This is a genomic window from Trueperaceae bacterium (assembly GCA_019454765.1).
Lineage (GTDB): Bacteria > Deinococcota > Deinococci > Deinococcales > Trueperaceae > JAAYYF01.
The window spans coordinates 57,631-66,007 of record JACFNR010000011.1; the positions used below are offsets into that span (position 1 = coordinate 57,631).

Below are 8,377 nucleotides of genomic sequence, written 5' to 3' on the forward strand. Positions count from 1 at the left end.
GGGGCGGCCTCTTCGGCTGTGGTCGCGTCCGTGGCCTCGCCTGGGTCATCGGCGCTCTCGGCGTCGGCCTCCCGCGTGTCGCCGGCTGGGGCGGCCTCTTCGGCGTCTCCGGCCGCGGCGTCGCCCGCCGCCGCTTCGGTGGTTACTTCGCTGCCCCCGGTCGTGGTCGCACCGGTGTCGTCCGACTCGCTCGGCGCGGGGACGTGGGGCGTGCCGCGCTCCAGCAGCGCCGTCACCGCCTCCCGCAGCCCCGCCTCGCCGGGTCCGCCCCCGCCGCGCACGAGCGCGCCCGCCGTGTCGACCGTCAGCCGCGTGCCGTCGCCGGCGATCGCGCCGGCGACGTCCAAGCGCCACGCGCCCTGGGCGACCCCGACGACGGGGGACGCCAAGCCTTCGGCCTGATAGGCGAGCACCAGCCACCGTTCGCCCTCGGCGAACGTCGGCAGGCCGCTGACGACCAGGTCGGGCAGGAGGGTGGCGCTACCACCCAGGAGGCGAAGCTCCACCGTAGCGGGGGTGGCGCTCCCCGCCTCCTCCGCGGCGCGGTCGCGCAGGACGGCGACGTCGCCGAAGTCGACCGTCGTCCAGGGTCGGCCGTCCGCCTCCGCCCCGCCGACCCCGGTCACCGTGCCGAAGAAGACCAGGTCGGCCCGCAGGACCATCTCCTCGGGTTGGAGCGGCAGGTAGGTGGTGGCGGCGGCGCGTCCGCCAAGCAGGGCGGCCGCCGCCAGCACCGTCCCGAGGAGCGGCCACGCGCGGTGGGGGACGCTCACGGCGCGTCCTCGTCCTCGGTGTGGGGTGGGGCGGGTTCGACGTCGGGGGCGGTCTCGACCGCGGGGACGGCCGGGTTGGGCGCGCCGCCGACGCTGCCGGTCAGGTAGTCGTGGCGCCGGTCGGGGTCCGCGCTCGAGCTCACCACCTCGACCGTGTAAGTCGCCTGCACGCGCGCCGGGGGCGTGAGCGGGCGGAGGGTGAACCGGAACAGTTCGGGGCTGCCCGTCAGTTCCTTGCCGAGCCCGACGACGTCCACCTGCAGACTGCCCGCCGCGGCCTGCCACACCAACCCGAGGCCCCGCCCGCCCGCCTCGGGTCCGGTCTCGGCGAGGGCGAAGCGCTCGGCGTCCCAGGTGACGAGGCCGCGCACGCCGGTCACGCCTCGCGCGTCCTCCAGGCGCGCGCGCAGCGTCACCTCGGAGCGGACCTCCGTGAGCGGCGCGTCCAGCACGAAGCGCGGTTCCGGCGCCTTCACCACCTGCAGCGTGAAGCTCTGGCTGACGCGCGACAGGTTGGCGTCGGAGACCTGAACGGTGACCTCGAACGTGCCCGGCTCGGTCGGCGCGCCCCTGATCGCGCCGTTATCGAGGACGAGGCCGGGGGGTAGCGAGCCGGTCAGCAGCGTGAACGTGTAGGGGCGCAGCCCCCCCACCGCGTTCAGCGTGGCGGCGTACGGTTCGAAGACGACGCCGCGTGCGAGGTTCCCGCCCAGGAGGCGCAGCGCCTCGCCCTTCGTGGCGAGCTCGCCGGCGCAGCCGCCGAGGGTGAACAGCAGCGCCAGCAGGCCGGCGAGGGCGGCCGCGAGCCCGGCGCGTCGGCTGCGCGGCGGGGCGCAGGGTCGGTCGTGTCGCATCGAGAGGATTGTAACGGCCCGACCATGAGTGACCGCTGTGGCGCTCCGTTCGGGCCCGTCGGGCGCGTGGTAATGTCGGGCCTTGAGCGGCACACGTCATCTTCACGTCACCCGCGCGGCGCGGCGGCGCTACCGTCTGCCGGAGGCGGCCTTCGGGCTCTCCGGGCGCGTCGGCGAGCTGGACCTCGCCGACGCCGCGGCGTGGGCCGCGCGGATCACGGCGGGGCGGCGGGGGAGCGAGCTCCCCGCGGTGACCCCCGGCACGGTGGCGGGGGCGGTGGCGCTCCACGAGGCCGCGCACGCCCTCATCGCGCGCCTCGCCGTCACCGCCACCGGCGAGCCGACCCTTACGGCCGCCGCGCGGGCATGGCACGAGGCCGAGCCCGGCGCCCCCGGTGCGTTCTGGGCCCGCTTCGACGCGGTGTTCGGGGCCGCCGCAGGCGTGCCCGACGTGGGAGCGCCCGAGGCGGCGGCATCCGACGCGGGCGCGCGGACGGGGGAGGGCGCCGGCCCCGTCCTGGAAGAGGCGTGGCTCGTCGCGAGGGCGCGGCGCAACGCGGCGCTGCGCGCCCTGCACGAACTGTTCGAACACGACGAGGCGGCGGGCGGCGCGTGGGAGACCGCCAGGGGCGTCGCCGAGCGCGCGCTGGCCGCCGTCAGGCTCACCCCCGAGGCCCGGGCGGACGGCGCCGGCGGGCGACCCCCGGACGGCGCCGACGAGGGGACCCTGCTCTGGCTGCTCACGCTGCCGGAGAGGCTCGAGCCGACGTCGCTGGTCGGTCAGCTCAAGCTGGCCGCCGAGGCGTGGCGCCCCTACCTCGCCGGGGCGGGTGACGTAACGCTGCTGCTGAGAGCCGCCGACCTCCTGCGGGAGGAGGCGAAGGGCGGTGGCGGTTCGCCCGGTAAGCCGGGGCCGCCGCCTCCGCCGCGGCCGCTGGCGCTCGCCGGCGCCGGCCGGGGTCCCGCCAACTTCACGCCCGACCGCTCCTGGATGCCGAACGTGGCCCTCGTCGCCAAGAGCACCTACGTCTGGTTGGCGCAGCTCTCCGCCAGGTACGGTCGCCGGGTGCGGCGGCTGGACGAGGTGCCCAGCGAGGCGTTGACCGAGCTGCGCGAGGACGGCTTCAACGCCCTGTGGCTGATCGGGGTGTGGGAGCGCAGCCGGGCGTCGCTGGCGCTGAAGCGCGCCCGCGGGCAACCTGACGCCGGCGCCAGCGCCTACTCGCTTCACGACTACGAGGTGGCCGCCGACCTCGGCGGCCGGCCGGCCCTCGATGACCTCGCGCGCCGCGCCGGGGCCGTCGGCTTGCGCCTTGCCAGCGACATGGTCCCAAACCACACGGGGCTGGATTCGCGCTGGGTCGTCGAGCACCCCGACTGGTTCCTGCAACTGCCTGAGCCCCCGTTCGAGGGCTACACCTTCACGGGCCCCAACCTGGCGTCGGACCCACGCGTCGAGGTGCGGGTCGAGGACGGCTACTACGACGGCAGCGACGCCGCCGTGGTGTTCGAGCGCGTCGACGCCGCCACGGGCGAGAAGCGCTACCTCTACCACGGCAACGACGGGACGTTGATGCCGTGGAACGACACGGCCCAGCTCGACTACCTGCGCGAGGACGTGCGCGCCGCGGTAAAGGCCACCATCGAGCACGTGGCGCGGAGCTTCCCGATCATCCGCTTCGACGCGGCCATGACCCTGGCGAGGCGGCACGTGCAGCGCCTGTGGCACCCGCTTCCAGGCGAGGGGGGCGCGGTGCCGTCGCGCACGCGCTTCGGCGTCGACGCCGACGAGTTCGAGCGCCGCATGCCGCGCGAGTTCTGGCGCGAGCTGGTCGACGAGATGACGCGCGTGGCGCCCGACACCCTGCTCCTGGCGGAGGCGTTCTGGCTGATGGAGGGCTACTTCGTGCGCGAGCTCGGCATGCACCGCGTCTACAACAGCGCGTTCATGCACATGCTCATGCGGGAGGACAACGCCGGCTACCGGCGCCTGCTCAAGACGCTCCTGGCGTTCGACCCGCGCGTCCTGCAGCGGTTCGTCAACTTCATGAGCAACCCCGACGAGGAGTCGGCGCGAGAACAGTTCGGCGCCGGCGACAAGTACTTCGCCGTGGCCACGCTGCTCGCCACCTTGCCGGGCCTGCCGATGTTCGGTCACGGTCAGGTCGAGGGCCTGAGCGAGAAGTACGGCATGGAGTACCTGACTCCCAGGCTCGACGAGGCGCCGGACGAGGCGGCGGTGAGGCGCCACCGCCGCGAGGTCGCGCCGCTGCTGGCGGAGCGCGCCGCGTTCGCCGGGGCGGAGTCGTTCCGGCTGTTCGACCTGTTGGGCGCCGGTGGGGTGGAGGAGGCCGCCTACGTGTACACGAACCGCCCCGGCCCTCGCGGGGGGGCCACGGCGTCGCTCGTGGCCGTCAACAACTCGCCGCATCCAGTCGCGGGGGTCGTCCGCATGAGCGCGCCGTTCGCCGACCCGCTACGGGGCGGCGAGCTCCGGTCGGAGCCCGTCTGGGAGGCGCTGGGCCTGCGCGGGGGTGCGGACGGCGCGGCGCGGTTGACGCGCGCGGTGGGCGCCGAGGGACACCGGCTGCTGAGCGCTTCCGAGGTGAGCGCCGCCGGGCTACGCCTCGAGTTGGGGCCCTACGAAGGGCAGGTGTGGACGGTGACCAAGGAGACCGCGGGCCCGGCGCTGCCGCCGTCCGCCGCCCCGGCGCCCGTAGAGGGGACCGTCGTTGCCGCCGGGGCGGCCCGCGGGCGCGGCTACGACCCCCGCCTGGCGGGCGACCGCGGCGCGTCGCGGCGACGCGCGGCGCGCAGGCGCCGGCGCTGAGGTGCATGGCGCGCAGGCGCCGGCGCTGAGGCGCGTCTCATGACAGGGCGCCCAGTCGCCGCGCCTGCAGGTGGGTGAGGGCGAGCGCCAACGCGTCGGTCACGTGGTTCGAGCCTGGCGTGGCGCCGAGCTTGAGGAGCGCGCGCACCATGTAGGTGACCTGGGCCTTGTCGGCGCGCCCGGTCCCGACGAGGCTGCGCTTCACCTCTTCCGGTCCGTACTCGAACACGGGCAGGCCCGCCTCGGCGACCGTGAGGAGCACCACCCCGACGGCCTGACCCACCCGGAAGGAGGTCTGCGGTTGGCGCCTCAGGAACTGCCCCTCGATGGCGACCACGTCGGGCGCGTGAGTGGCCATGAAGGCGAGCAGCTCGCGGCGCAGGGTCATGAGCCGCTCGCCCTGCTCCTGGCGGGGCGCGGTTCGCACCCAGGCCGTGGCGAGGAGGCGCGCCTCCTTGCGCACCTCCTCCACCAGCCCCAACCCCAGGTTGGCGAGGCCCGGGTCGATGCCGAGGACGCGCAGCGGCCGCATGCCGTCGCCGGGGGCCGTGGGCCGCGCGTCCGCCGGCACTCAGTACTCCGCCAGGTAGCGGTCGAGTTCCCACCCGTGCACCGCGATGCGGTACTCGTCGTACTCCAGCGTCTTCGCCTCGACGAAGTGCCGGTAGACGTGGTCGCCGAGGGCGTCGACGACGATGCGGTCGCGCTTCAGGTTCGTGATGGCCTCCCGCAGGTTGGCCGGCAGCTCCTTGATCTTGTGCCGGCGCCTGTCGCGGACGCTCATCTCGAAGATGTTGCGGGCGATGGGCGGCGGTGGGGTGAGGCCGCGCTCGAGCCCGTCGATGCCGGCCGCCACCGTCACGGCGAGGGCGAGGTAGGGGTTCGCCGATGGGTCCGGCATCCGCAGCTCGGCGCGGGTGCCGTTGCCGCGGCGCGCCGGGATGCGGATCATGGCGCTCCGGTTCGAGACCGACCAGGCGATGTTGGTCGGCGCCTCGTGGCCGGGGGTGAGGCGCTTGTAACTGTTGACGGTCGGGTTGGTGATGGCCACCATCCCAGGGGCGTGCTCGATGAGGCCGCCGATCCAGGCGAGCGCCGTGGTAGACAGCTGGTACTCGGCCTTCGGGTCGAAGAACGCGTTCTCCCCACCCTTGAAGACGCTCAGGTGCGTGTGCATGCCCGAACCGGCGATGCCCGCGACCGGTTTCGGCATGAAGGTGGCGTGCAGGCCGTGGTTCATGGCGATGCGCTTCACGACCGTGCGGAACGTCTGGATGGAATCGGCGGTGGTGATGGCGTCGGCGTACTTGAAGTCGATCTCGTGTTGGCCGGGCCCAACCTCGTGGTGCGCCGCCTCGATCTCGAAACCCAGGTCGGTGAGGGCGTTCACCATGTCGCGGCGCGCGTCCTCGCCGCGGTCGACGGGGGCGAGGTCGAAGTAGCCCGCGCCGTCGTTGGTGACGGTGGTCGGGGCGCCCTCGGGGCCGCGCCTGAAGAGGTAGAACTCCGGCTCGACCCCCACGAAGAGGTCGTCGTAACCGAGCTCCTTCAACCGCTTGATCTGGCGCTTCAGCACCCAGCGCGGGTCGCCCTGGAAGGGGGTGCCGTCGGGGAGGTGCACGTCGCAGATCAGGCGGGCCACTTGGCCGCGGACGCTGCCCTCGATGGCGGGCGGGAGGAGCAGGAAGGTATCGGGGTCGGGCCTGAGGAGCATGTCCGACTCCTCGATGCGCGTGAAGCCCTGCACGGAGGAGCCGTCGAACATGATCTCGCCGGCGAGGGCCTTGTCGAACTGCGAGGTGGGTACCTCGACGTTCTTGTTGCGGCCGAGGATGTCGGTGAACTGCAGCCTGAGGAATGCCACCTCGTGTTCCTTGAGGAGCTGCCGTACGTCGTCGCGGGTGTATCCCACCGTGCCTCCTACGAGTCCGTCTCCGCAGCACCCCGTCCGGCCGAAGCTGGCCAACGGACCGTCTGCGGCCGACGGTCGGCGCGATAGTAGCACCTCGGAGGCTAACCGTGCTCCGAATCCGCCCGGATGACAGCTCAGACCGTGACAGCGCGCCCGCTGAGCCGGCCGTGCGACAGCGCCCTCCCGCCACGCAGCTCGACGCGCCGGCCGGCGGCGCCGCCGTGAGACGCCCTTAACCAAACCCCTGCGAGCCGTCCGGGCGATGTTGACAGCCTTTATGAGGTTTCTTACGATTCCCCTAACCGCCGCAAGTCGACAACTCGCCGATTGCTTCCTAGGAGGAAAAGTGAAGAAGTGGTTCGTATGGGTAGTAGTAGCGGCCCTCGTCGCCGTCGGGTCCGCCCAGGCGCAGAAGCCGCCCGTCTCGAAGGTCGGCGCCCTCATGGCGTACACGGGCGCGCTGGCCGAGTTCGGCCCGGCCATCACCAACGGCATCCAGCTCGCGGCTGACCAACTGAACGCCGCCGCGACCGAGGTGTTCGGCGGCCCGATCGTCGAGGTCGTGCAGGAGGACGCCGCGACGGTGCCCTCCCAGGGCGTCGAGCGCGCCCGCAAGCTGATCAACGCGGACGGCGTCGTGGCCATCATCGGGGCGCTGTCCAGCGGCGTGACCGTGGCCGTCGCCGAGTCGGTGGCCATCCCCGCCGGCGTCATCATGATCTCGCCCGCCTCCACCTCGCCGCTCGTCGGCATGCTGCCCGACAGCCCCGACGTCATCTTCCGCACGACCGCGTCCGACACCCTGCAGGGCGTCGTCGGCGCCATGCTCGCCCGCGGCGAGATCATCGACGGCCACAGCTTCGACAAGGCCGCCATCATGTACGTGAACAACCCGTACGGCCAGGGCCTCGCCGACGCCTTCGAGGCGGCCTTCACGAAGCGCGGCGGCAAGATCACGGCCAAGGTAGCGCATCAGGACGAGCCGCAGCCCACCTACGCCGCCCAGCTCGAGCAGCTCCTGGCCGGCGACCCCGAGGTCGTGCTGGCCATCTCCTACCCCGGCCAGGCGTCCGTGTACATGGCCGAGGCGCGTGACCTCTTCGACTTCACGAGCTGGCAGTTCACCGACGGCACGCAGTCGCTCGATATCGTCGAGGCGCTCGGCGCCGACGTGATCGAGGGCCAGTACGGCACCTCCGCGGGCGCCGACCCCGAGTGGGGCGGCTGGGTCACCTTCGCGGCAGACTACAAGGACGCGTACGGCCAGGCGCCGCCCCTCCCGTACATCGACACCGGCTACGACGCCATGGCCTCGATCGGCCTGGCCATCATCAAGGCCTACGTCGACGGCGTCGAAGTCAACAGCGCCAACATCGCCGCGCGCCTGCGCACGGTCTCCAACCCTCCGGGCGAGGTCGTCGGCGTGGGTGACTTCAAGAACGCCATGGAGCTCATCAAGGCGGGCACGGACGTCGACTACTCCGGCGCGGCCGGTGGCGTCAACTACGACGACCTGGGCGACGTCGTCACCCCGATGGCGGTCTGGCAGTACCACGCCGGCAGCATCGAGAACGTGACCGTGCTCGGCGCCGCGGACATCCCGCTCGAGTAGGTCTCCGGACCGACTGGCGGCGGCCTCACGGCCAAGAGAGGGAGGGCGCCCGGGGAACCGGGCGCCCTCCTCGTTCCGTGGCCCAAGTTGAACAGTTGAGTCTGTAGCCCGTTCCTGTTTGCGTGGGGAACGGGTTCTCTCGTAGCGTCGCATGCTGGCATGTAGTGGCAATATAGAGTGTATGCGGGCGTTGTAGGCGGGTGGTGAGCGTGCTACCATGGTGGCAATGTTCGTGAAGCGTACGAGCGTGCGTAGTGGCGGTCGGCAGCTCACCTACTTGCAGTTGGTGGAGTCTTACCGGGATGGGGGCCGGGTGCGGCAGCGGGTGGTGGCGAAGCTGGGCCGGGAAGACCAGCTGGATCCAGGCGACATCGACCGGTTGGTGAGGTCACTGGC

The 8,377-nt window shown here is 72.6% G+C and carries 7 protein-coding genes; 3 read left to right on the plus strand and 4 right to left on the minus strand.

Translation table 11 applies throughout. The annotated features are described in order from the left end of the window. Both H3C53_05285 and H3C53_05290 read right to left on the minus strand, forming a co-directional pair. On the minus strand, positions 1-773 hold a 773-nt coding region (locus H3C53_05285), incomplete at its 3' end, for a hypothetical protein (protein ID MBW7916085.1). After that, entirely contained in the window at positions 770-1,627 is an 858-nt protein-coding gene (locus H3C53_05290) for a putative Ig domain-containing protein (protein ID MBW7916086.1), read from the minus strand. The genes H3C53_05285 and H3C53_05290, both read right to left, overlap by 4 nt. Positions 1,628-1,709: 82 nt before the next feature. Here H3C53_05290 and H3C53_05295 point away from each other — a divergent pair, with 82 nt between their 5' ends. Then, positions 1,710-4,457, plus strand: coding sequence for an alpha-amylase (locus H3C53_05295; protein ID MBW7916087.1), 2,748 nt, complete (start codon positions 1,710-1,712; stop codon positions 4,455-4,457). 37 nt (positions 4,458-4,494) lie between these two features. Here H3C53_05295 and ruvC read toward each other — a convergent pair whose 3' ends face one another. Both ruvC and glnA read right to left on the minus strand, forming a co-directional pair. Further along, positions 4,495-4,980, minus strand: a complete 486-nt coding sequence (ruvC, locus tag H3C53_05300; GenBank protein ID MBW7916088.1) for a crossover junction endodeoxyribonuclease RuvC — start codon at positions 4,978-4,980, stop codon at positions 4,495-4,497. A gap of 48 nt (positions 4,981-5,028) precedes the next feature. Further along, positions 5,029-6,369: a type I glutamate--ammonia ligase gene (gene glnA / locus H3C53_05305; protein MBW7916089.1), complete on the minus strand. Its 1,341-nt coding sequence runs from the start codon at positions 6,367-6,369 to the stop codon at positions 5,029-5,031. Between the two features lie 346 nt (positions 6,370-6,715). Here glnA and H3C53_05310 point away from each other — a divergent pair, with 346 nt between their 5' ends. Beyond that, a complete protein-coding gene (locus H3C53_05310) occupies positions 6,716-7,981 on the plus strand; it encodes an ABC transporter substrate-binding protein (protein ID MBW7916090.1) in 1,266 nt (421 codons plus the stop codon). 226 nt (positions 7,982-8,207) lie between these two features. Continuing rightward, the coding region (locus H3C53_05315) for a hypothetical protein (GenBank protein ID MBW7916091.1) at positions 8,208-8,377 on the plus strand (170 nt) is incomplete at its 3' end.